The sequence below is a fragment of the Pseudoclavibacter sp. RFBB5 genome (assembly GCF_002931555.1).
Taxonomy (GTDB): domain Bacteria; phylum Actinomycetota; class Actinomycetes; order Actinomycetales; family Microbacteriaceae; genus Pseudoclavibacter.
The window spans coordinates 187,534-210,002 of the sequence record NZ_PSTZ01000005.1 but is presented as its reverse complement, the minus strand read 5'-3'; the positions used below and the strand labels follow the sequence as shown (position 1 = coordinate 210,002).

Here is a 22,469-nt window from a genome sequence, read left to right as displayed (position 1 = left end):
GACGACGCCGCGGATGAAATCCCCGAAAGGTCGAACCAGCGTTCCCACGCCGAAGATATGGTGACGAACATGACCCCGAAAACGATCGATCGGCAACGAACCCCTCTCCGCGGACTGATCATTTCGATGACTCAAACAGGCGCATTCACGAGGGAATAGACAGCCGAATCGTGGAGAACGGTCTCCGACCGCGCAATGCGCTGGAACATAAGTCAGGAGAGCATCGCGTGAGCGACCTACAGCAGCTATTCGGCGAACAGCCGCAGCCGAAAACCCGTGAGGTCAACCTCGCCGCCGCCGGTGAGCCGATCCTCGTCGCCGAGGGCATGGGCGTCAAGGCGTCCTGGGGGCACATCTACGGGCCCGTGGATCTCACCATCGGATCTGGCGGCGTCACGGTACTGGTCGGGGCCGGCGGACGCGGACGAACGGCGTTGCTCCTGACGCTCGCGGGCCGCATGAAGCCCACAAGCGGCCGCCTCGAGTCGTTCGGGCGCGACAACGACGCGCACCACCTCTTCAAACAAGCAGCCCTCGCGAACATCGACGAAGTCGACGGCATCGGCCAGACAATCCGCGTGCACGACATCATCACCGAGCAGATCAGATGGGCCGCGCCGGGCGCACGCTGGGTCCGCCAGTCGAAGGTGGCCGACCTGGAGCGAATCTGCGCACCGGTCTTCGGCGAATACTCGCTCCCCAGCATGGGAGCCATGGTCGAGGAGCTCCCAGAGCTCACCTGCGCGCTTCTTCGCATCGCCGTAGCCAACATCCGCAAACCCCCAGTGCTCGTCGTCGGCGGCATCGACAAGCTGTCGAGCATCGAGAGCGCCCACAAGCTCCTCGGCCGCCTCATCACACTGGGCAAAGAGCAGACGGTCATCACCGCCGACGTCAACGGCGTCGCTCCGGACGCCGGAATCCGCGAGCAGATCGTCGTCGACAACCTCACCGACAAGGAGTTCGCCGTGCTCGAACGAGAGGCAGACGAACGATGATCGCCGCGTTCTCCCCAGGGAGCGACTTCAAGCGCTACTACCGCGGCCGCATGCCACGACTCGCGCTCGCCGTCGTCATCCTCATGCCGCTGCTCTACGGAGCTCTCTACCTGTGGGCGTTCTGGAACCCGTTCGGCAACGTCGACAAGATCCCGGTCGCGATCATCAACCTCGACCAGGGCGCCACCGTAGAGGGTGAGCCACTCACCGCCGGTGACTCGGTCGTCCAAGGCCTCATCGACTCCAAGCAGTTAGACCTCACCGAGACCAGCGAGCAGGACGGCGTCGACGGTCTCGCCCACGGCAAGTACTACTTCACGATCACGGTGCCCGCCGACTTCAGCGAAGCCGTGGCATCCGTGACCACCAACGAGTCCCGCTCCGCAGAGCTGGAGTTCACGTACAACGACTCCAATAACTACCTCTCGACGATCATCGGCCAGGACGCGGCCGAAGAGGTCATCGTCATGGTCAACCAGCAGGTCTCAGCGCAGATGTTCGACCAGGCACTGGCAGCAGTCAGAGCCGAGATTCCCACGCTCAAGGAAGCCGTCAGCAGCGTCGAGGAGCTCAACTCCGGCATGCAGACGGCGAACAGCGGTGCGAAGGAGATCGCGGACAACCTGGTGACCGCGAAGGAAGGATCGGCCACGCTGGCAGGCGCCATTGACACGCTCGATGAGGCCGTCCAGGGAGCGGTCACCCGCGTCGACAGCGCTATCTCGGCATCCGGGATCACAGGTGCCGAGCTGCGCGAGCTGTCGTCCGACGTCGTCACGAGCACCGACACCATCGCGACAGCACTCAACGAAGCGGCAGCAGCCCAAGCGCGAGCAGACAGCGAGCTCACGACCATCATGAATGAGCTCGCGGCAAGCGACAATCCAGTCGAGCAGTCCATCGCCGCCCGCCTCGAGAGCGTGCACACGCACATCAAGGACTCCAGGCTGACGGAGGAGTTCGTCACGGTCTTCGATGCCCTGCACGCTGACATGGACCTGCTCGCCGGCGAATTCAACGACCCGGAGAGCCGCGTCAACGTCATCATGACGGCCATCGAGGACGGCGCCGTGCAGCGCGACCTCGCGACCGCCTCCTCAGACGCGGAGCAGCTGCGCTCCGGAGCCGATCAGCTGGACACCGGCCTCGGTGAGCTCTCCGCGGGCGCCACACAGCTGTCGTCGGGCACGGACCAGCTCGCGGCCGGCACGATCGAGCTCGCCGACGCCGCCGACACCGCACTCAACCTCTTCCCCGACTGGGACGAAGACCAGCAGTCGAACTTCGTGCAGGCACTCGCCCAGCCGGTGGAGCTGAAGGAGACGATCAACAACGAGGCCAAGACCTTCGGCTACGGCTTCGCACCGTTCTTCCTCGGCCTCGCGCTCTTCGTCGGCGGCATCATCGCGTGGATGCTCTTCACCCCGCTGCAGGCGCGTCCACTCGCCCAGGGCCTCGGTTCCTTCCGCGTGATCCTCGCCTCGTACGTACCGACCGTGTTCGTCGGATTCCTGCAGGCGACCATCCTGTACCTGGTCATCTACTTCGGCATCGGGCTGCATCCCGAGCACACCTGGGGAACGTACGGCTTCCTCCTGCTGATGGTGATGATGTTCATGGCCATGATCCAGATGTTCAACGCAGTCTTCGGCCCGGCAGTCGGACGTGTGTTCACGCTCGCCTTCCTCATGGTCCAGCTGACCTCCGCAGGCGGTATCTATCCCGTCCCGACGACCACCAACGTCTTCCAGTACATCAACGTCATCGACCCGATGACCTACACGAACAACGGACTGAGACAGCTGATCCTCGGCGGCATCGACGACCGTCTGCTCACTGCGATCATCGTCATCCTCTCCATGACCGTCGCCTTCATCGCCATCTCGACCTGGGCAGCGAGAAGGAACCGGCAGTACAACATGGACCGGCTCTACCCACCCGTCGAGGTCTAGCAGCCAACACCCCTCCGCCACGCGGAAGCTCGAGCCCACCAGACCTACCCATTCGTTCCTCGAAGTCCCTGCACTCACGAAAAGAGAGCCCCATGGAGAACAGCACCAGCAACGGCCACCACCGAAACGTCAACCCGGATCTCGACGTCAACCCCGTCTTCGTCCGACCCGGTGAGGCGACGGTCTTCGACAAGTTCAAGCTGCCATCAGACCAGAGCCTCCCGGAGACGGCCTACCAGATCGTGCACGACGAGGCCATGCTCGACGGCAATTCCCGACTCAACCTCGCGACCTTCGTGTCGACATGGATGGACGACGAGGCGAAGAAGCTCTACGCCGAAGCGGCGGACAAAAACATGATCGACAAGGACGAGTACCCGGGTACCGCCGCGATCGAGGACCGCTGCTGGCGGATGCTCGCAGACCTCTGGAGCATCCCGGACGCGAAGGACACCATCGGCACCTCCACGATCGGCTCCTCCGAGGCCTGCATGCTCGGCGGCCTGGCGCTCAAGCGCCTCTGGCAGGAGAAGCGCCGCGCCGAAGGCAAGTCGACGGAAAAGCCGAACCTCATCATGTCCGCCGCCGTGCAGGTCGTGTGGGAGAAGTTCTGCAACTACTGGGACATCGAGGCGCGCTACGTGCCCGTCTCCCCCAACCACCTCGTGCTCGACGGACACGACCTCGAGAAGTACGTCGACGAGAACACCATCGGCGTCGTCGCTATCCTCGGCCAGACCTTCACGGGCCTCTACGACGACGTCGCGGCCCTCGCCAAGAAGCTCGACGAGATCCAGGCCTCGACCGGCCTCGACGTGAAGATCCACGTCGACGGCGCATCCGGCGCAATGGTCGCCCCCTTCTGCCAGCCCGAGCTGAGCTGGGACTTCGCGCTCGACCGCGTGAACTCCATCAGCACCTCCGGCCACAAGTACGGCCTCGTCTACCCCGGAGTCGGCTGGGTCGTCTGGCGCAGCACGGCAGTGCTCCCCGAGAGCATGATCTTCCACGTCAGCTACCTCGGTGGTGACATGCCCACTCTCGCACTGAACTTCTCCCGACCAGGCGCGCAGGTACTGCTGCAGTACTACCAGTTCCTCCGCCTCGGCTTCGAGGGCTACCGCCTCGTACAGCAGAACTCCATCGACGTCGCGACGTACCTCTCCTCGGAGATCGAGAAGATGGGCCCATTCGAGCTCGTCAGCCGCGGTGACACGATCCCCGTGTTCGCGTGGGTCCTGAAGGACGGCCACACGAAGAACTGGAGCCTCTACGACCTCGCCGACCGCCTGCGAATGAAGGGCTGGCTCGTGCCGGCCTACCCCATGGCAGATGACATGAGCGACGTCATCCTGCAGCGCATCGTCGTGAAGGTCGGCCTCAGCCGCGACCTCGCCTCCTCTCTGCTCGCCGACATCAAGAACGACATCACGTACCTCGACTCTCTTGAAGTGCCCCTGCCCCGCGAAGCAGGCCGCGGCGTGCACTTCCATCACTGATCGAGCATCGGGCGGGGATCACCGGTCCCCGCCCGACGCCGTGCACCACAACTCCCCCACGCACCCCACGGAGAATCGGACATGACGAGCGCCGCCCTTCCCCTCGCGCGAACGAGCTCCCTGCTCGTGCCGACAGTCGTCAAGCAATGCTGGCTGTTCATGATCGGCTCCGCCCTCTTCGCCGCCGGGTCCGCCCCCGTGCTCAGCGAGCAGATGGGATCCCAGCTCTCCAACCTCCTCTTCTTCATCGGCGCCTGGTTCTTCACTGCAGCAGGGCTCATCCAGGTGTTCCTCAGCGGAGCCGTCGCCGTCGCCGTCCCATACGCACCCGGCCGCATGGTGCGCGCGGAATGGCTCACCGCATCCACCCAGTCCTTCGGCACCCTCCTCTTCAACGTGAGCACCACCGCCGCCCTCCACGCGAAGAGCCTCACCGCGCAGGAGAAGCTCGTCTGGAACCCGGATGCTGGAGGTTCCGTCGCATTCCTGATCAGCGGCTGCGTGGCCTTCATCGCCTTCGCCCACACCGGGTCCAGGTGGAAGCTCAGCTCACCCGCCTGCTGGTCCGTTGTCATCAACTTCGTCGGCTGCGTCGCCTTCGGCATCTCAGCTATCGGCTCCTTCATCCTCCCGGGTGGAAACACAGTCAATGACGACTTCGCGACCTGGGGAACGTTTATCGGCGCGATCTGCTTCTTCGTCGCCTCCCTCGTCGTGCTCCCCGGCGCAGCATCACGCCACCGCAGCCAGCAGCGCACCGCTGCGCCGACTTCACAGAACGGCTAGCGCGTGCTCATCGGCGTAGCCCTCGCCCTCACCTCTGCCGCGTTCATGGCGGGTGGCAACCTCCTGCAGTCGCGCGGAGTACACCTCGCGGAGACCAAGTCGATCGGCCGCAAGGACGCGGCCTTGCACATGTTGCGTAACCGCGTCTGGCTCTTCGGCAGCGTGGCGCTCGTCGCCGCCATGGTCGTGCAGGTCGCGAGTCTCGCCTTCGCGCCCCTCATCGTCGTGCAGCCGATCGGCGTTGCGGCTCTCGTCTTCTCCGTCGTCATCACCAGCCTCGTGCACAAGACTCGCCCCTCCGCTGCCGTGCTCCGTTCGATTCTGCTGTGCGTGATCGGCGTCGGCGGCTTCGTGGTCGTCGCCGCCATGGTCAGCACGCAAGAGCCCATCGAAGACACGCAGCTGATCGCCGTGCTCGTCACCCTCGCAGTCGTGCTCCTCGTGACAGGCACCATCGAGATCCTCGGAAAGGGACGACCAACTCCGCCACTTCTCTGGGTTCTCCTCGGAGGAATCTACTCGGCGTTCGTCGCAACCTTGGGTAAGACAGTCATCCTTCGAGTGCAGGCCATTCTCAAAGCACACGAAATGCCCTTTAATTCCACCGACGTGCTCACGATCGTCAGCATTCTCGGAATCGGCATCGCAGGCGGACTCTCCGTCATCTTCGTGCAGCGCGCCCACCTCGAGAATCCGCCAGAGGTCGTCGTGGCGGGGCTCACGGTCATAGACCCCACGATCGCGGTCATCCTGGGCATCGTGATCCTCCGCGAGGCCACGAACGCGCCCCCGTGGGCTGTCCTCGCCTTCCTGGCCGCGGGAGCAGTCGCCGCGCTGGGAGTCCTCAAGCTGGCCCGGGCCGAAAACGCACCATCAACACCCGACACGAGTTCCGCGAGAAAGGGTGATGAAGCGGGTTAGGGGTCGGGTGAAATAAAACCACCTACTGGCGAGTGTAAAAAGACTTCTCCCTAGGATCAAATGACGTCGGAAATGAGCTCGGACAACTTGCCCGGTTAGCGGTCAGTGCCGACGAGAAATGAGTTGACAATGCATTACAGCAGCGGTAACTATGAAGCGTTCGCACGCCCGCGAAAGCCCCAGGGCGTCGACAAGAAAAGCGCATGGCTCGTCGGAGCGGGGCTCGGCAGCCTCGCAGCTGCGATCTTCCTCATCCGCGACGGGCAGATGAGCGGCGACCGCATCACCATCCTCGAGGAGATGCACATCGCGGGCGGCGCGCTCGACGGCATCAAGTACCCCGAGAAGGGGTTCGTCATCCGCGGCGGGCGTGAACTCGAAGACCACATGGAATGCCTCTGGGATCTCCTGCGCACCGTCCCATCGCTCGAGATCGAAGACGCCAGCGTCCTCGATGAGTTCTACTGGCTGAACCTCGACGACCCGAACTCCTCGAAGCGCCGCGTCACCGAGAATCAGGGGCAGGATGCAGGCACGAACTTCAAGTTCGGCCTGTCGGAGAAGGCGCAGAAGGAAATCGTTGGCGTCTTCCTCGCAACACGCGAGCAGATGGAAGACAAGCGCATCGACGAGGTCTTCAGCCCCGACTTCCTCAGCAGCAACTTCTGGCTGTACTGGCGCACGATGTTCGCGTTCGAGGAGTGGCACTCGGCCCTCGAGATGAAGCTCTACCTGCACCGATTCGTGCACCAGCTCGGCGGCTTCCCCGACATGTCGGCCCTCAAGTTCACCAAGTACAACCAGTACGAGTCGTTTGTGCTCCCCATGCAGAAGTGGCTCCTCGAGCGAGGCGTCACCTTCCAGTACGGCACCAAGGTCACCGACGTGCACTTCGACCTCGAGGGCGACACCAAGCAGGCGACTCGCATCGACTGGGTCCGAGACGGCCAGGAGGGCGGCGTCGACCTCACCGCCAACGACCTCGCCTACATCACGATCGGATCCCTGACCGAGAACTCCGACCAGGGCGACCACCACACGGCGGCCCGCCTCGACACCGGGCCCGCACCCGCGTGGGACCTGTGGCGCAGCATTGCAGCGAAGGATGAAGCGTTCGGTCGACCAGAGGTCTTCTGCGGCGACATCCAGAAGTCCAAGTGGGAATCGGCCACCGCCACCACGCTGGACGAGCGGGTCCCCAAGTACATCGAACGTATCGCCGAGCGCGACCCGTTCTCGGGCAAAGTCGTCACAGGCGGCATCGTCACGGTCAGAGACTCGCCGTGGCTCATGAGCTGGACTGTCAACCGTCAGCCCCACTTCAAGGCGCAGAAGGACACCGAGATCGTCGTGTGGATCTATGGGCTCTTCGTCGACACTCCCGGCGCCTTCGTGAAGAAGAGTATGCAGGAGTGCACCGGCGAGGAGATCACGCAGGAATGGCTCTTCCACATGGGCGTGCCCGTCGACGAGATCGCGGAACTCGCGTCCACCGGAGTCAAGACCGTGCCCGTCATGATGCCGTACGTCACCTCGTTCTTCATGCCACGCAAGGCAGGTGACCGGCCGGCAGTCGTCCCGCAGGGCAGCGTCAACTTCGCGTTCATCGGCCAGTTCGCCGAGACCACGCGCGACTGCATCTTCACGACGGAATACTCCGTGCGCACCGCCATGGAAGCGACCTACGAGCTCCTGGGCGTCGAACGCGGCGTGCCCGAGGTCTTCAACTCCACCTACGACCTCCGTTTCCTCTTGCACTCGACGAACATCCTCCGCGACGGCGAGCAACTCGACGTCCCAGGGCCGAGCTTCGTCAAGCGGCACCTCGTGAACCGATTCGACAAGACAGAACTCGGACAACTCCTTACGGACTTCAGCCTCATCCCCGCCACACAGGACACCGGCGTACGCAGCCGCAGCGACGACGCCATCGCCTGACGCACCACCAGCGCAAACACATTCACCATCACGAAAGGACGGCGCATACGCATGTGCACTCGAGTTGTCTGGCCTGACGCAAACGGAGCGGTCATCGTCGGCAGGAACATGGACTTCCACATGGACCTCCTCACGAACATCTGGAAGTACCCAAGGGGCATCGAACGCACCGACGGCGTGGCAGGTGACCTCACCTGGACAGCCAGGTACGGGAGCATCGTCGCCACCGCGTTCGATCTCATCGCGACCGACGGGATGAACGAGGAAGGGTTCGCCGGCCACATCTTGTGGCTCGCAGAGTCGAACTACGGGAAGCCAGAGGCCTCTGCAACCCAGCTCAGCCAGGCCATCTGGCTGCAGTACTACCTCGACAACTTCGCGACCGTCGCTGAAGCCGTCGAATGGACCGAGTCGACCGGTGTGCAGATCGCACAGCTCTTCGATCCCACCGGCCACCTCGTGCCGACGCTGCACCTCGCGATCAACGATGCCACGGGCGACTCAGCGATCATCGAATACACCGACGGCACCCCAACGGTCCACCACAGCCGCGACTACAAGGTCATGACGAACTCGCCGACCTTCGACAAGCAGCTCGAACTCGTCAAACAGTACGACGGACTGGGCGGCGACAAGCCCCTGCCGGGTTCGACGCTCGCGAGCGACCGCTTCGCGCGCGCATCCTGGTACGTGGAGCACCAGGTCCAGCCGAAGACACAACTCGACGCGATCGCCGCGATGTTCAGCATCATCCGCAACGCCGCACAGCCGTTCCGCACGCCGGAACCCGGCAAGCCAGACGCCTCGCAGACGATCTGGCAGGTTGTGCTCGACCTGACGAACAAGCGGTACGTGTTCGAATCCACGACCCGCCCCAACATCGTCTGGATCGACCTGGATGACATGAGCTTCGCCGAAGGCAGCAAGGTGCTCAAGCTCGACCTCATCAGCCAGCTCGCCCTCGAAGGCGGGCTTGCAGGCAACGTGAGCCACAAGTTCACCGATGTCGGGCCGGAAGTCACCGAGGTGCTCGCCACAGGCGTCAAGGCACTGGAATTCGTCGCCAACAAGAAGGACGAGTTCACCGCACTGAAGACGCTCGTGCAGGGGTACGTCGGCAGCAAGAAGTAGCACCAGCGCAGCGGCGGCCCCTCTTCCGAGGGGCCGCCGCTCGCTCACTCAACGGGTCAAGAATCCGCTGACCCAGACCTTGAGAGAGAAGTCCTCGACGTGGAGCACAACCCTCGGCTGAACGACAAGCAGCTCAGCGCCGCGATCTCCCCGAAGCAGCTGCTGATCGCCGTCGCACTGGTCGCCGTCGCCGCAGCGATCCTCGGACTGAGCCAACTGCTGATCGGCCCGAACACGGCCACATCCGGCTACCTGACCCTCCTGTTCCTCCTCAGCGTCGTCCGCGCGGGCAGCTGGCGCACGCGCCTCTTCTCCGTCATGTGGTCGCTGACCGTCGCAGCACTCGGGTTCGCCGTCGGCGGTTTCGGGCTCTGGGCGACGCTGGCAGCACTTGTCCTCGTCTCCATCGTGCAGGCCTTCGTCACCATCGGCGAGGCGTCCTTCCTGACCAGGTCCCCCGTGAACCTCCTCGCGTTCGCGTCGCTCTCCCAATCGGGGGCCGAGCTCTGGCAGGCGATGCTGGGGTCCGCGATCGGCGCAGCCGTCATCGTTGCCTTCGCGGCGCTCACAAAATCCAGGAAGCAGCCGGATGCAGCCGATGTCCCGCTGTCCGACCGAATCAGCTACGCAGCAGTCACCGCGATCGGATCGTTCCTGATCGTCTACCTCGCCGAGCTGCTGGACTTCCCCTACCGAGAGTGGACGCTGCTGTCCTTCAGCGTCATCCTCGCGGTCAGCGCAGATCAGCAGTCGCAGCGCGGCTGGTCGCGCATCCTCGGCTCCGTCGCTGGCGTCGCTCTCGCACTGATGGTGTCGCTGCTGCCAGCACCGATCCCGCTGGTGCTCGCCGCCATCTTCATCGTGCTCTGCGTGGCCTACATCAACGCCGGAAACTACGCGCTGTTCGTCCTCTTCCTCACACCCGCCATCCTGCTCACGACGGCTTCAGAGCACTCCGCCTTCGCACTCGGCCTGTACCGCCTCGAGTCCGTCGTCTTCGCCACGGTCATCGCCCTCGTAGGAAGCCTCGCGGTTGCGTGTCTGCGACGCCCCGCCGTGGATCGCTAGGCGCTTCCGGCTCTTGCTTCTTCGCTACCCGCGGGCAGCTTTCGGGATGACGAGCTCCCGCACCAGCAGCACGACGCCAGCGGCAAGGGGGATCGCGACGAGCGCTCCCACAAGGCCCAGCAGGGTGCCGCCGGCGAGCGCCGCGATGAGCACGAGGGAGCCGGGAATCTGCACGGCCTTCGACATGACCTTCGGGGTGAGGATGTAGGCCTCGACCTGCATGTAGACGAGCATCGCGATGAGCACGATAAGCGCGGCGACCGGCGAGGTGAAGATGGCGATGACGGTCATGAAGACCGTCGTGATGATCGTTCCGATGAGCGGGATGAGCGTGATGAAGAAGCAGATCACGGCGACGATGAACGCGTAGGGAGTGCCGACGATCCAGAGCAGCAGGCCGCTGAAGACCGCGTTGATGAACGCGAGCACGACCATGCCATTGAGGTAGGAACCGACCGAGGCCATGATGCGCTCGGCGTACTCCTCGAATCGCGGCCGCACGGAGGCGTTGACGAGCGAGTAGCCGGCCTTCTTGATATTGCCGAGCGTCGCGATGAAGTTCAGCGTGAGAATGAAGACGAAGAGGCCGGTGCTGACACCGTTGACGACGCTCGAGCCAACCTTCAGCGCGCCCCCGCCGACCGTCGCCCAGGTTTTCGGGTCCGTCGCCGTCTTCTGCGCCCAGTCGAGGGCGTTGGTTGCCGCGCCGTTCGTCGCGGTGTTGATCGTGTCGAACCACCCCTCGTTGTTCAGGCGGGCGATCTCCTTGGGCACGCTCGTCGCTAGCGAAGTGACCTGGTTGACGAGGATGGGGACGACGATCCACACCAGCCCCGCGACGAGCAGGACAACGGCGATGATCACGGTGATGATCGCCATGCCGCGCTTCAGGCCCCAGCGCTGCAGCAAGCGGATGAGCGGATCAAGACCCAGGGTGACGAAGAAGGCGATGAACACCGAGAGGAGCACCGACTGCAGCTGAACGACGGTCGTGGCGAGCAGCGCGGCGAGCAGCAAGCCGATGGCCACAGAGAATCCCCACATGACGGGGTTTCGTCGGAACAGGCCGGGGGCAAGATCGCGATCTTCGGGCATGAAGAGGAACCTCTCGGCGGATACACTCCGCATTCTTCGGGGACAACCACGTGGGCATCAACACTTCCGCATGGAGACGCTGCAACCTCGAATTCCGCGCAGAGGACATGCAGAAGATCACCCGCGGACTAACCTGCCGCCCTCCCGGTTTTCACCCGCAGGTAAGCCTCCCGTTTCCGTACTTGGCGGACCTAGGATCGTGAGTGACGTGCAGAAACGCACCAATGTCCGCGAATCAGAGGCGACGCCCCTCCGCCTGGATTGTGAATCGAGCGCATGAATCTCCGCCAGACACGCGTGCAGCGACTGCTGGCAGCCATCGAACCCACCGGCGCCGACGATGATGCCGCCTCGAGCGACATCGACCTGAGAGCGATGTTCGGGGCGCTCGGGCCCGCACTGCTTGAGGCGTCGCAGGCCACGAACGAGGTCGAGGTGACCCTGCTGGGACTGGCCCGCGCGTATGGGCGGCCGGATCTTCGCGTGTGCGTGCTTCCGACGCTGATCATCATCGAGGACCCGAAGACCGAGAAGGCGGCGGTGTTCCCGGCGACCGGAGAGCCACTGCGCCTCGACCAGGCCGGCTCCATCGAGGAGCTCGTGCAGCGGGCCGCGAGCGACCAGCTTGAGCCGGCGCGTGTGGTGAGCGAGGTGGAGCGCATCACGCGCTCGAAGCCGCGCTTCGGCTTCCTCCTCTCGCTGCTCGGGCAGGTGCTCCTCACACTCGGGTTCGGGATGGTCATGAACCCGACCCCCACTGCCGTGCCGATCTACGCCGCCCTCGGTCTGGTGGTGGGCCTCATCCTCATGATCGGGTCGAAGGCGCGCACCCTGTCGCTCGTTCTCCCGGTCCTCACCGCGTTCGTGGCGACGGTCGCGGTGTCATTCGCGAGCCAGAGCGTCACCGAGGGGAACGTGCTGCTGCTCGTAGCGCCCGCCCTCGTTAGCCTGCTACCTGGACTCACGTTGACGATCGCGGCTGTCGAGTTGACGAACGGGCAGATCATGGCTGGAGCGAGCCGGCTCGTCTATGGGTTCGCGCGTCTCGGCCTGCTGGCATTCGGCGTGTACGTCGGCATCACTGTGACGGGAGCGTCGCTCACCGAGAACACCTCAAGCGAGCGCCTCGGGGCGTGGGCGCCGTGGGTTGGAATCCTGCTCGTCGGTGTGGGCTACTACTTCTCTGAGGTCGCGCCGAAGCGGTCGATGGTGTGGATCGTGTTCGCGCTGGCCCTGGCCTACGCGGCACAGCTGCTCGGGCACACGCTGCTCGGTACGGAACTTTCCGGCATGATCGGCGCGCTCGTCGCGGTTCCCGCCATCTACCTGGCTTCGCACCTCAGGACGGCGCCTCCGCCCGCCGTCATGCTGACGTGCGCGTATTGGATGCTCGTGCCGGGCGCGCTCGGCTTCATCGGTCTGAGTGAGGCCGCTTCTGGGACGGCAGGTGCTGCAGGGACGCTTATGCAGACCATCGGCTCGATCGTCGCGATCGCGATCGGAATGGTACTGGGAACTGGGATCAGTCGGGACACAGGAGCTGCAGCTCGTGCTTGGAATCGCCACGGGACCGCGCACCGGGCCGCGGTCAGCTCGAACGCGCCCAGCGACACGAGGCGCTAGGTTTCCGAGACTCGCAGTGTCAGTGTGCGCTCGAGTGGGACCCACGACCCCCCCGTCGACTGGAGAGGTTCGAGGCGCCACATGCTGTCAGGCGAGCAAGCGCGGCACGGGCCGTCGCTGAGGGTGGCTTCCTCAAGCCCCCGCTGCGCGCGTGGCGACGATCGCGCCGTGCGGCCGGGCTCCCGCATCCGTTCGCGCGTGCGCTTGCTCGACGATGAACCCGGCGTCGTCGAGCAGCCGCGCGAGGTCGGCGATGGGCCAGGTGAAGGCCGTCGCGACCGTGTGTCCGAACGGCTCCACCACCGACCCCTCGAAGAAGCCGAGCAGCAGCCCGCCGCCCGGGCGGATGCAGCTCGCCAGCTCGGCGAGGGCGACGGGCAGCCCGGACGGCTCGGTGTGGATGAGCGAGTACCAGACGAGCGCGCCGCCGAGGCTCGCGGACGGGACCCCGAGCGCCTCCGCCGTTCCCTGGCGATACACGCAGTCGGGGTGCCGGTGCGCCGCGATGTCGACGAACTCCTGAACGGGGTCGATGCCCTCGACGTCGACGCCGAGCTCGTGCAGCCAGGCCGTCCAGTGCCCGGGCCCGCAGCCGACATCGAGCACCGGGCCGTCGGTCGCCCTCGCCCAGGTCTCGATGAGCGCGCGATCTTGCGCCGCCGTCGCCGAGATGCTGCCGAGGAGGTCCGCGTACTCCCGCGCCCGGCGGCCGTACGCCTCGAACGTGTGCCGCGCCATCATTCGGTCGCCCCGGCGCGACCGCTGGAGGCGACTCGGGAGGCGACGTCCATGGCGACGGGCCCTAGCGGGTGATGGTCAGCTGGCCGATCGCCGTCACGGGCGCGACGCGGCCGTCCGAGAGCTCGTACTGGCAGCCGACGATGCTCAGCGCGCCGCTCGCGACGGCGTCACTGATGACGCGCGAGCTGCGCACAAGAGCGTTGATCGTCGAGTACAGGTGGCGGCGCCCCACAGCATCCGGGTCGATCTGCGCCTCGTCGACGTACGGCGTCGACTGGTCGCTCGTGAACCACTCCTCCTGCACCGAGGGCTGGATGCGAGCGAGCTCGTCCTTGATGGCGGGCGTCACGTCGCGCGGGTGCGCCGTGGTCTGGTTGATGGCGGCCTTGACCGCGCCGCAGGAGCCGTGGGCGAGCACCACGATGACCGCGACGCCGAGCTCCGCGACGGCGAACTCCATGGTCGCCGTCGTGTTCTCATTGGCGATCTGCCCCATGTTGCGGGCGACGAAGAGGTCGCCGAGGCCGCAGTCGAAGAGGATCTCCGCGGCGACTCGCGAGTCGGAGCAGCCGAGGAACGCGGCGTTCGGCGCCTGGCTCCCCGAGATCTCGGTGCGGCGGGCCGCGCTCTGCTGGGGGTGGAGGAGGTCGCCCTTGATGAAGCGCTCGTTGCCCTGGACGAGGTCATCCCAGGCCTGCTGGGGGGTGACTCTTGCTGCCGTCATCGTTGCTCCTTCGTGCTGAAACCTGTGACTGCCGGGGTGCATCCGTTGCCGGATGCTCATGCCACGTACGGGGGCGTGGCGCCGTCCAAGCGTACTCACCCTCGGGGGGCGAGATTCTCCTGATGAATCGCCAGGCGTCAACGATATTCCGGAATATGTGAGAACGTCAGTTCCCAAGATCAGGGCCGATGGGAGGTGGCGCGTGCGCCGTGGACACAATCTGGGAGCGGTCGGCGAGTTCAACCAGGCCGTCATCCTCGACCTCATCCGCCGCGCCCCGGACGGCCTGAGCCGGGTCGAGGTCGCGCAGGCCAGCGGCCTCTCCGCGCAGACGGCATCGAACATCACGCGCCGCCTCATCGACGGTGGCCTCGTGCGCGAGGGCGAACGCCTCATCACGGGGCCAGGGAAGCCGCGCACGCTGCTCCGCCTCAACGCGTCGAGCCGGTACACCGTGGGCGTGCACCTCGACCCGACCGTCATCACGTACGCCCTCCTCGATCTCGCGGGCTCGGTCGTCGCAGATCACCGCGCACGCACGCCGACGGCACCGGACCCCGCGGGCGTCATCGCTGACATGGCGCACGAGATCTCGGCGATCCTCGAACGCCAGTCGATCCCCCGCGAGCAGGTGCTCGGCGTCGGCATCGCGGCCCCGGGCCCCCTCGACGCCTCCCGCGGCAACGTCCTCGACCCGCCGATGCTCGACGGCTGGGACGTCGTGCCGCTGCGGGATGCGCTCAGCCAGGCGACCGGCTTCCCGGTTGTCCTCGAGAAGGACGTCACGGCGGCCGCGATCGCGGAGCTGTGGGTCGACTCGGGCCCGCGGCGGGACAACTTCGCGTTCTTCTACTACGGCACGGGCATCGGCATCGGGCTCGTCATCAACCACGAGGTGCTGCGCGGCGCGAGCGACAACGCGGGCGACATGGGGCACATCATGGTGCAGGCGGATGGCCCCGTCTGCTCGTGCGGGAGGCGCGGCTGCGTCGGCGACCTGGTCGTCCCGCACCGCATCGTGCAGCGGGCGCTCGCCGCCGGGCTCATCGCGTCGGACTCCCCCGTCGACCGCGCCGACTTCGACGACGTCGATCGACTCTTCACGGAGTTCACGGCGCTCGCCATGCGGCACGACCCCGTCTCGCGCGAGATCGTCACGGGGGTCGCCACGCAGATCTCGCGAGCCATCGTCTCCATCGTGAACCTCCTCGACGTCGACACGATCGTGTTCGGCGGCCCGTTCTGGCGCCGCATCGAGCCGGCCCTCCTCGGTGCCATCCGCCACCTCGTGAACACCGACCCCGCGCTCATCCCGAAGCACCCGATCCACATCGAGAACTCCGGGATCGGCGAGGATGTCGCCGCCATCGGGGCCGGCTGCCTCGTGCTCGACCAGAGCCTCGCGCCGCATACCTCCGCGCTGCTGATCTCGCGCTGAAGTCGCGCTGATCTGCCTCTGACCTCTCCCTGATCGGGCTGCGCCTCACGTTCCCTGACGCGCTTCGGGAGCTTGCGAGAATGTCTTGACACGAGTTAATCCAATCGGTTTACTTATGGCAGGCCGAAGGCTCGACACCGATGTCGGACCACACGGAGAACGGTCGTGGAGCAAAGGAGCACCATGAAAAATCGCACACTCGGGGCCGTGGCAGTCGCCGCCGCCGCTGTGCTTGCACTGTCTGCCTGCGCTGGAGGCGACTCGGGCGGAGGCGACTCGAACACCCTGAAGGTCGCCTACCAGAAGTTCGGGCAGTTCACGCAGATGGACGACCACATGCAGAAGGTCAAGGCCGAGTACGAGGCGGCCAACGAGGGGATGACCGTCGAGCTCATCCCGATCGAGGCGCAGGAAGCCGACTACTTCGCGAAGCTCGCCCTCATGAACCGCTCCCCCGCGACGGCACCCGACGTCATGTACGAGGACACGTTCATGGTCAAGACCGACGTCGAGGCCGGCTACCTCGCGCCCCTCGACGACTACGTCGCCGACTGGGCCGACTGGGAGCAGTTCCCCGAGAACGCCCGCCAGGCTGGGCTCGGCGACGACGGCAAGGTCTACGGCATCCCCATGGGCACCGACACCCGCGCCCTCTGGTACAACCAGGACATCCTGAAGGCCGCGGGCGTGCAGGTGCCGTGGGAGCCGAAGACCTGGGACGACATCATCGCCGCGGCCGAGGCAGTGAAGGCCCACGACCCCAGCATCCGCCCCTTCAACATCTACTCCGGCAAGGCCATGTCCGAGGGTGCCTCGATGCAGGGCTTCCAGATGCTGCTCACTGGCACCGAGGACGAGCTGTTCAACACCGACGAGCAGAAGTGGGTGACCGGCTCGCAGGGCTTTATCGACTCCCTCACGTTCGTCGGTGACATCTACCAGGGCGGCCTCGGGCCGACCCCGCAGGAGGCGCTCGACAAGAACGTCGGCACGAACATCAACACCGACTGGATCCCCAGCGGCCAGCTCGCGATGAGCCTCGACGGCTCGTGGGTGAGCGGCACCTGGCTCGAGTCGGGCTCCAAGCCCTGGCCGGAATGGTCCGACGTCATGCAGGTCACCCCGATGCCGACGCAGGACGGGCAGGACCCTGGCGTCACGAGCATGTCGGGCGGATGGACGCTCGCCATGGGTGCGGGAACGAAGAACCCGGATGCGGCGTGGGACTTCATCAGCCTCGCCCTCAACCAGGAGAACGCGCTGAGCTACGACGTCGCGGCCAGCCAGGTGCCGGTGCGCACCGACGTCGCCGAGGCGCCCGAGTACACGGAGGCGAACCCGACGTTCGGGTTCTTCGCGGACCTCGTGCCCGACACGAACTTCCGCCCAGCCAACTCCGACTACTCGCAGGTCTCCGCAGCCATCACCGTGGCCATGGAGGCCGTCATGACCGGCCAGCAGACGCCTGAAGAGGCTGCCGCCGCCTACGACAAGGCCGTCATCGGCATCGTCGGCGAAGAGAACACGACGTCGGCGTCGAGCTGATGACCGCCACCCTCACACCGGCCTCGGGGGCGCCCCGCGCCCCCGAGGCCGGGAGGCCGCCGAAGCGACGGAACGCGGTGACACGCCTCACGCGCGGCGTGCCGCTCCTGCCCGCCGTCGGCCTCCTCGCCGTCTTCCTCCTGGGCCCCGTCATCTCGTCGTTCTACGGCTCCTTCACCAACTCGTCACTGAGCGGTGTCGGCGCCTCGAGCGCGGAGTTCGTGGGCTTCCAGAACTACACCGACCTCTTCGCGAGCCCCGACTTCCCGAAGTCGGTGCTCATCACGCTCATCTTCCTCGTCGCCTCCGCGATCCTCGGCCAGAACGTGCTCGGGCTGGGGCTCGCCGTGCTCATGCAGTCGTCGAACAAGGTCGTCCGCAGCACGGTCAGCACGATCGTCGTGACCGCGTGGGTGCTGCCGGAGATCGTGGCGGCCTTCGCCGCGTACGCGTTCTTCAGCGACGCGGGCACACTCAACACGATGCTCGCGGCCATCGGCATCACCGGCCCCAACTGGCTGTACACGCTGCCGCTGCTGAGCGTGATCCTCGCCAACACGTGGCGCGGCACCGCGTTCTCGATGCTGGTCTACCGGGCCGCCCTCAACGACGTGCCGCCCGAGATCACCGAGGCGGCCGAGGTCGACGGCGCCAAGGGATGGCAGCGGTTCACCCTCATCACGCTGCCCATGATCCGCCGCAGCATCTCCACGAACCTCATGCTCACGACCCTGCAGACGCTCTCCGTCTTCGCGCTCATCTTCGTGATGACCAACGGCGGGCCAGGCACAGACAGCACGACGCTGCCGCTCCTCGCCTACCAGGAGGCGTTCCGCTTCGGCCAGCTCGGCTTCGGCACCGCCATCGCCACCATGCTCCTGCTCGTCGGCGCGCTCTTCTCGGTCGCCTACATTCGGGCGCTCAAACCGGAGGTGGACTGACCATGACAACCCACACATCCGTGGCCGCGGCTGACCCCGCGCCCACCACCAGATCCATCGCAACCGGCAGCCACCACGTCGAGACGAGCGCGGCCGCCCCACGGGGGCGCGCGATGCGCTGGTTCGCCAACATCGTGCTCAGCGTCATCGGCGTGATCTTCCTCCTCCCCCTCGTCTGGCTCGTGCTCGCGTCCTTCGACGAGGTCGCCACCCTGTCGGTGAAATGGCCGGAAGCACCGTCGCTCGCCAACTTCACGGCCGTCCTCACCCCCGAGATCTCGCTCGTCCCGCTCTGGAACAGCCTCGTGCTCTCCGGCGGATGCGCGATCGTGACGGTGCTCGCGGCGATCCTTGCCGCGTATCCGCTCTCCCGGTACAAGTCGCGCATCAACAAGCCGTTCCTCTACGGGGTGCTGTTCGGGACCTGCCTGCCGATCACCGCGATGATGGTGCCCGTCTACGCCCTGTTCGTGGCGTTCAACCTCATCGACAACATGTTCGGCACCATCCTGTTCCTGGCCGCCACCTCGCTGCCCATGGCGATCTGGATGATGAAGAACTTCATGGACTCGGTACCCGTCTCCCTTGAGGAGGCGGCCTGGACGGACGGCGCCTCCGCCATGGCGACGCTGCGACTCATCGTCGTGCCGCTCATGCGGCCAGGCATCGCGGTCGTGTTCATCTTCGTCTTCATCCAGACGTGGGGGAACTTCTTCATCCCGTTCATCCTGCTGCTGAGCCCCGACAAGCTGCCCGCCGCGGTGAGCATCTTCTCGTTCTTCGGCCAGTACGGGGCAGTCGCCTACGGGCAGCTCGCCGCGTTCTCCCTCCTCTACTCCGTGCCGGTCCTGGCGCTGTACGTGCTCGTGTCCCGCCTCGGCGGCGGCTCGTTCGCGCTCGCCGGCGCCGTCAAGGGCTGACCCGACTTCCAACGTCTCCTTCAACGCAGAAAGGCGCCCCATGCCTGACCCCACACAGTTCGTCGATCTCCGCATCCGCCGGTTCGTGTCCGAACGCCTCACCCCCGCCATCTACCGCGAGCGCGAACAGCTCACGGTCACCTCGTGGGATGTGCCGGGCGAGCCCGTTCCGTTCGCCGAGGCGATCACCCAGCAGTTCGCGCCCTTCCGGGTCGGCTCCGAGTGGAGCCGGCCGTGGGGAACCACGTGGTTCCACATCACCGGCACCGTGCCCTCGGACTGGGAGATGACGGATGCGCGCGTCGAGGTGCTCGTCGACCTCGGCTTCGTGAGCGGGCACCCCGGCTTCCAGGCCGAGGGCCTCGTCTGGACCCCCGAGGGGCACATCCTCAAGGCCATCGAGCCGCGCAACACCGCGGTGCCGCTGAAGATCGGGCCAGGCGACAGCATCGACCTCTACATAGAGGCCGCTTCGAACCCGGATGTGCAGGGCGAGTCGGTCTACGCGCCGACCCCCATGGGCGACCTCGCCACCTCGGGTGATGCCCCCATCTACCGGACGCGGGTCCTCGACATCGGCCTGCGCGACGTCCCCGTGTGGGAGCTCGCGCAGGACGTGTGGACGCTGGACGGCCTCTGGCGCGAGCTCGGCGAGGAGCAGCCGAGGCGCGCGGAGATCCTCCGCGGACTCGAGCGGCTCATCGACACGCTCGACCCGGATGACGTCTCCGGCACGGCGAAGGCCGGGCGCGAGGTGCTCGCGCCACTGCTCGCCTCCCCCGCCTACGCGAGCGCCCACCACCTGGTTGCCGTCGGGCACGCGCACATCGACTCCGCCTGGCTGTGGCCCGTCCGGGAGACGATCCGCAAGTGCGCCCGCACCTTCTCGAACGTGCTGTCGCTCATGGACGAGAACGACGACTTCCTGTTCGCCTGCTCGTCCGCGCAGCAGTTCGCGTGGATGAAGGAGCACTACCCGGACCTCTTCGAGCGCATCAAGGTGCGGGTCCTCGAGGGTCGCTTCGTGCCCGTCGGCGGCATGTGGGTGGAGTCGGACACGAACCTGCCCGGCGGCGAGGCCATGGCCCGCCAGTTCGTCGCGGGCAAGGGCTTCTTCATCCGCGAGTTCGGGATCGAACCGCCAGAGGTGTGGCTGCCCGACTCCTTCGGCTACTCGGCGGCGCTCCCCCAGATCGTCAAGGCAGCAGGGTCGAAGTACTTCCTGACGCAGAAGCCGTCGTGGAACGAAACGAACGTCATGCCGCACCACACGTTCAACTGGGAGGGCATCGACGGCTCGCAGGTGTTCACGCACTTCCCGCCCGTCGCCACCTACAACTCCGTCCTCTCGCAGGAGGAGCTGCACAAGGCGCAGCGCGACTACAAGGAGAAGGGCGAGGCCAACTCGTCGCTCGTGCCGTTCGGCTACGGCAATGGCGGCGGCGGCCCGACGCGCGAGATGGTCGCGGCGGCTGAGCGCACCCGCAACCTCGAGGGCTCCCCGACCGTCGAGATGACCAGCCCGCAGGCCTTCTTCGAGCAGGCCGAGGCCGAGCTCGCGCAGCCGCCGGTGTGGTCAGGCGAGATCTACCTCGAGTTCCACCGAGGCACGTACACGTCGCAGGCGCGCACGAAGCGCGGCAACCGCCGCAGCGAGCACCTGCTGCGCGAGGCAGAGCTGTGGGCGACCGCCGCCACCATCCGCACGGGCACGGCCTACCCCTACGCCGAGCTCGAGTCTGCCTGGCAGACGGTGCTGCTGCAGCAGTTCCACGACATCCTGCCCGGCTCCTCCATCGCCTGGGTGCACCAGGTCGCGGAGGAGCACTACGAGCGGGTCGCGGGTGAACTCGAGACGCTCATCTCCTCGGCGCTCGGCTCGCTGACCGGTGCCGGCGAGACGGCGCTGCTCGCGAACGCCGGACCGTACGCAGTGGACGGCGTGCCCGCGCTCGGTGGTGGCGCATCCGTTGCGGGCTCGACTGCCGACACCTCTCCCGTGACGCTCACGCGGTCCGGCGACGACCTGGTGCTCGACAACTCGCTCGTGCGGGTCACGATCGACGCCGACGGGCTCGTCTCGTCGCTCTTCGACGTCGCCGCCGACCGCGAGCTGGTCCCGGCCGGCGAGCGCGCTGCCGAGCTCTGGGTCTACCGCGATACGCCCGCACAGTGGGATGCGTGGGACATCGACGTGCACTACCAGCGCCACGGCCGGCCGATCCGATCGGTCGACTCGATCGAGGTCGTCTCGGAGAGCACCGACCGGGTCGTCGTCAAGGTGTCGCGTTCGGACGGAGCGAGCACGTTCGTGCAGGAGCTGTCGCTGAGCGCGGGGCGCCCGACGCTCGACCTGACGACGGACGTCGACTGGCACGAGCGGCAGAAGCTGCTGAAGCTGGCGTTCCCGCTGGACGTGCACGCGGAGCGGTCGTCGTCGGAGATCCAGTTCGGGCACGTGAACCGGCCGATCCATCGCAACACGTCGTGGGATGTGGCGCGGTTCGAGACGAGCGCGCACCGTTGGGTGCACGTCGGCGAGACCGGTTACGGCGTCGCCGTCGCGAACGACTCGACGTACGGCCACGACGTGACGCGCACGACCCGGGATGGTGGTGGCACGACAACCCTCGTGCGGGAATCGCTGCTGCGGGCGCCCACGTTCCCGGACCCGCACGCCGATCAGGGACGGCATGTGCTGCGGACCTCGGTGCGCGTGGGCGCGGATGTGCTGGATGCGGCCGCTGAGGGCTACCGGCTGAACGTCGGCCCGCGCCCGGTGACGGGTTCGGCGCCGATCGAGCCGCTGCTCACGGTCGACAACCCCGCGGTTGTCGTCGAGGCCGTGAAGCTGGCGGAGGACAGGAGCGGCGACGTGGTCGTCCGCTTCTATGAGGCTCGCGGTGCGAAGGCTCGGGCAGTCGTGACGCCCGGGTTCGCGTTCGAGTCGGTCGCTGAGACCGACCTGCTCGAGCGTGACGTCGACCAGACGGCGATCGTGGATGCTGAGGGCGCGCTGGCGCTGTCGGTGCGCCCGTTCCAGCTGGTCACGCTGCGCTTCCGTGGGGTGTCAGCGCTGCGCTGACATCTGGGGAGACCGGGCGGCGCAGACTGCGCTGCCCGCCCGGTCCGACGCTGTGGCGAACCGC

At 66.2% G+C, this 22,469-nt stretch carries 17 protein-coding genes; 14 read left to right on the top strand and 3 right to left on the bottom strand.

The window, feature by feature from the left end; all coding sequences use genetic code 11:
• The first annotated feature begins 227 nt into the window (after nt 1-227).
• The 8 genes from C5B97_RS06025 to C5B97_RS05990 all read left to right on the top strand — a co-directional run bounded on the left by C5B97_RS06025 (nt 228) and on the right by C5B97_RS05990 (nt 10,293).
• The gene (locus tag C5B97_RS06025) at nt 228-998 is read left to right on the top strand and encodes an ATP-binding cassette domain-containing protein (RefSeq protein ID WP_219819772.1); all 771 of its coding nucleotides are present in this window, start codon (nt 228-230) and stop codon (nt 996-998) included.
• Nucleotides 995-2,950, top strand: a complete 1,956-nt coding sequence (locus tag C5B97_RS06020) for a YhgE/Pip domain-containing protein (RefSeq protein ID WP_104311215.1) — start codon at nt 995-997, stop codon at nt 2,948-2,950. Before C5B97_RS06025 ends, C5B97_RS06020 begins: the two co-directional genes overlap by 4 nt.
• 92 nt (nt 2,951-3,042) lie before the next feature.
• On the top strand, nt 3,043-4,449 hold the full coding sequence (locus C5B97_RS06015) for a glutamate decarboxylase (RefSeq protein WP_104311214.1): 1,407 nt from the start codon (nt 3,043-3,045) through the stop codon (nt 4,447-4,449).
• An 81-nt stretch (nt 4,450-4,530) separates the two neighbouring features.
• On the top strand, nt 4,531-5,235 hold the full coding sequence (locus C5B97_RS06010) for a hypothetical protein (protein ID WP_104311213.1): 705 nt from the start codon (nt 4,531-4,533) through the stop codon (nt 5,233-5,235).
• 3 nt (nt 5,236-5,238) lie between these two features.
• Nucleotides 5,239-6,156 (top strand): DMT family transporter, encoded by a 918-nt coding sequence (locus tag C5B97_RS06005; RefSeq protein WP_104311212.1) that lies wholly within the window; start codon nt 5,239-5,241, stop codon nt 6,154-6,156.
• Between the two features lie 129 nt (nt 6,157-6,285).
• Nucleotides 6,286-8,094, top strand: a complete 1,809-nt coding sequence (locus tag C5B97_RS06000; protein ID WP_104311211.1) for an oleate hydratase — start codon at nt 6,286-6,288, stop codon at nt 8,092-8,094.
• A 51-nt stretch (nt 8,095-8,145) separates the two neighbouring features.
• On the top strand, nt 8,146-9,225 hold the full coding sequence (locus tag C5B97_RS05995) for a linear amide C-N hydrolase (protein ID WP_104311210.1): 1,080 nt from the start codon (nt 8,146-8,148) through the stop codon (nt 9,223-9,225).
• A gap of 99 nt (nt 9,226-9,324) precedes the next feature.
• Complete coding sequence (locus tag C5B97_RS05990) at nt 9,325-10,293, top strand: FUSC family protein (RefSeq protein ID WP_104311209.1); 969 nt, start codon at nt 9,325-9,327, stop codon at nt 10,291-10,293.
• A gap of 24 nt (nt 10,294-10,317) precedes the next feature.
• Here C5B97_RS05990 and C5B97_RS05985 read toward each other — a convergent pair whose 3' ends face one another.
• Nucleotides 10,318-11,388, bottom strand: coding sequence for an AI-2E family transporter (locus tag C5B97_RS05985; RefSeq protein WP_258068012.1), 1,071 nt, complete (start codon nt 11,386-11,388; stop codon nt 10,318-10,320).
• 276 nt (nt 11,389-11,664) lie between these two features.
• Here C5B97_RS05985 and C5B97_RS05980 point away from each other — a divergent pair, with 276 nt between their 5' ends.
• The gene (locus C5B97_RS05980; RefSeq protein WP_104311208.1) at nt 11,665-13,011 is read left to right on the top strand and encodes a threonine/serine exporter ThrE family protein; all 1,347 of its coding nucleotides are present in this window, start codon (nt 11,665-11,667) and stop codon (nt 13,009-13,011) included.
• A gap of 132 nt (nt 13,012-13,143) precedes the next feature.
• Here the strand turns inward: C5B97_RS05980 and C5B97_RS05975 are convergent, their stop codons facing one another.
• Together C5B97_RS05975 and C5B97_RS05970 are read right to left on the bottom strand one after the other, a co-directional pair.
• Nucleotides 13,144-13,752: a class I SAM-dependent methyltransferase gene (locus C5B97_RS05975; protein WP_104311207.1), complete on the bottom strand. Its 609-nt coding sequence runs from the start codon at nt 13,750-13,752 to the stop codon at nt 13,144-13,146.
• 61 nt (nt 13,753-13,813) lie between these two features.
• On the bottom strand, nt 13,814-14,476 hold the full coding sequence (locus C5B97_RS05970; RefSeq protein WP_104311206.1) for a carbonic anhydrase: 663 nt from the start codon (nt 14,474-14,476) through the stop codon (nt 13,814-13,816).
• Between the two features lie 202 nt (nt 14,477-14,678).
• Between C5B97_RS05970 and C5B97_RS05965 the strand changes: the two genes are divergently transcribed.
• From C5B97_RS05965 to C5B97_RS05945, 5 genes are all read left to right on the top strand, one after another.
• A complete protein-coding gene (locus C5B97_RS05965) occupies nt 14,679-15,914 on the top strand; it encodes an ROK family transcriptional regulator (protein ID WP_104311205.1) in 1,236 nt (411 codons plus the stop codon).
• A gap of 183 nt (nt 15,915-16,097) precedes the next feature.
• On the top strand, nt 16,098-17,459 hold the full coding sequence (locus tag C5B97_RS05960; protein ID WP_104311204.1) for an extracellular solute-binding protein: 1,362 nt from the start codon (nt 16,098-16,100) through the stop codon (nt 17,457-17,459).
• Entirely contained in the window at nt 17,459-18,400 is a 942-nt protein-coding gene (locus C5B97_RS05955) for a carbohydrate ABC transporter permease (protein ID WP_104311203.1), read from the top strand. The genes C5B97_RS05960 and C5B97_RS05955 overlap by 1 nt, the downstream gene beginning before the upstream one ends.
• Before the next feature lie 113 nt (nt 18,401-18,513).
• A complete protein-coding gene (locus C5B97_RS05950) occupies nt 18,514-19,320 on the top strand; it encodes a carbohydrate ABC transporter permease (RefSeq protein WP_249312579.1) in 807 nt (268 codons plus the stop codon).
• Nucleotides 19,321-19,360: 40 nt separating this feature from the next.
• Entirely contained in the window at nt 19,361-22,405 is a 3,045-nt protein-coding gene (locus tag C5B97_RS05945) for a glycoside hydrolase family 38 C-terminal domain-containing protein (protein ID WP_104311201.1), read from the top strand.
• Nucleotides 22,406-22,469: the final 64 nt, after the last annotated feature.

Coding starts and splice junctions, on each gene's coding strand:
- C5B97_RS05970 (WP_104311206.1), bottom strand. CDS start 14,476: ATGACGGCAGCAAGAGTCACCCCCCAGCAGGCCTGGGATGACCTCGTC.
- C5B97_RS06010 (WP_104311213.1), top strand. CDS start 4,531: ATGACGAGCGCCGCCCTTCCCCTCGCGCGAACGAGCTCCCTGCTCGTG.
- C5B97_RS06000 (WP_104311211.1), top strand. CDS start 6,286: ATGCATTACAGCAGCGGTAACTATGAAGCGTTCGCACGCCCGCGAAAG.
- C5B97_RS05985 (WP_258068012.1), bottom strand. CDS start 11,388: ATGCCCGAAGATCGCGATCTTGCCCCCGGCCTGTTCCGACGAAACCCC.
- C5B97_RS06020 (WP_104311215.1), top strand. CDS start 995: ATGATCGCCGCGTTCTCCCCAGGGAGCGACTTCAAGCGCTACTACCGC.
- C5B97_RS05995 (WP_104311210.1), top strand. CDS start 8,146: ATGTGCACTCGAGTTGTCTGGCCTGACGCAAACGGAGCGGTCATCGTC.
- C5B97_RS05955 (WP_104311203.1), top strand. CDS start 17,459: ATGACCGCCACCCTCACACCGGCCTCGGGGGCGCCCCGCGCCCCCGAG.
- C5B97_RS06015 (WP_104311214.1), top strand. CDS start 3,043: ATGGAGAACAGCACCAGCAACGGCCACCACCGAAACGTCAACCCGGAT.
- C5B97_RS05975 (WP_104311207.1), bottom strand. CDS start 13,752: ATGATGGCGCGGCACACGTTCGAGGCGTACGGCCGCCGGGCGCGGGAG.
- C5B97_RS05950 (WP_249312579.1), top strand. CDS start 18,514: ATGCGCTGGTTCGCCAACATCGTGCTCAGCGTCATCGGCGTGATCTTC.
- C5B97_RS05980 (WP_104311208.1), top strand. CDS start 11,665: ATGAATCTCCGCCAGACACGCGTGCAGCGACTGCTGGCAGCCATCGAA.
- C5B97_RS05960 (WP_104311204.1), top strand. CDS start 16,098: ATGAAAAATCGCACACTCGGGGCCGTGGCAGTCGCCGCCGCCGCTGTG.
- C5B97_RS05945 (WP_104311201.1), top strand. CDS start 19,361: ATGCCTGACCCCACACAGTTCGTCGATCTCCGCATCCGCCGGTTCGTG.